At 70.4% G+C, this 372-nt stretch carries 1 protein-coding gene; it reads left to right on the top strand.

The window, feature by feature from the left end; all coding sequences use genetic code 11:
* A partial coding sequence (locus AC6LJ9_RS30720) for a superoxide dismutase (protein ID WP_498150467.1) occupies positions 1-372 on the top strand: 372 nt, incomplete at both ends.

The raw sequence follows: 372 nt of genomic DNA on the forward strand, positions 1-372 counted from the left end.
CTGGGCCAGCGCCCCGGTGTTCGAGATCAACGGCCTCAAGCGCGAGGAGATGATCGCCAGCGGTTCGATGATCCTGCACGAGGTGTACTTCGATTCCCTCGGCGGCACGGGGGGCGACCCCGACGGGGCGCTGAAAGCGGCCATCGAGCGGGACTTCGGCTCCGTGGACGCCTGGCGCACCGAGTTCACGGCCATGGGCAAGGCCCAGGGCGGCGGCTCCGGCTGGACCCTGCTGGTGTGGAGCCCGCGCCGCAGGCGTCTCGTGAATGCCTGGGCCGCCGACCACGCCCACAACCTGGCCGGCGCCACGCCGCTGATCGCCCTCGACATGTACGAGCACAGCTACCACATGGACTTCGGCGCCAAGGCCGC

The organism is Achromobacter sp. 1011811831 (genome assembly GCF_059760905.1).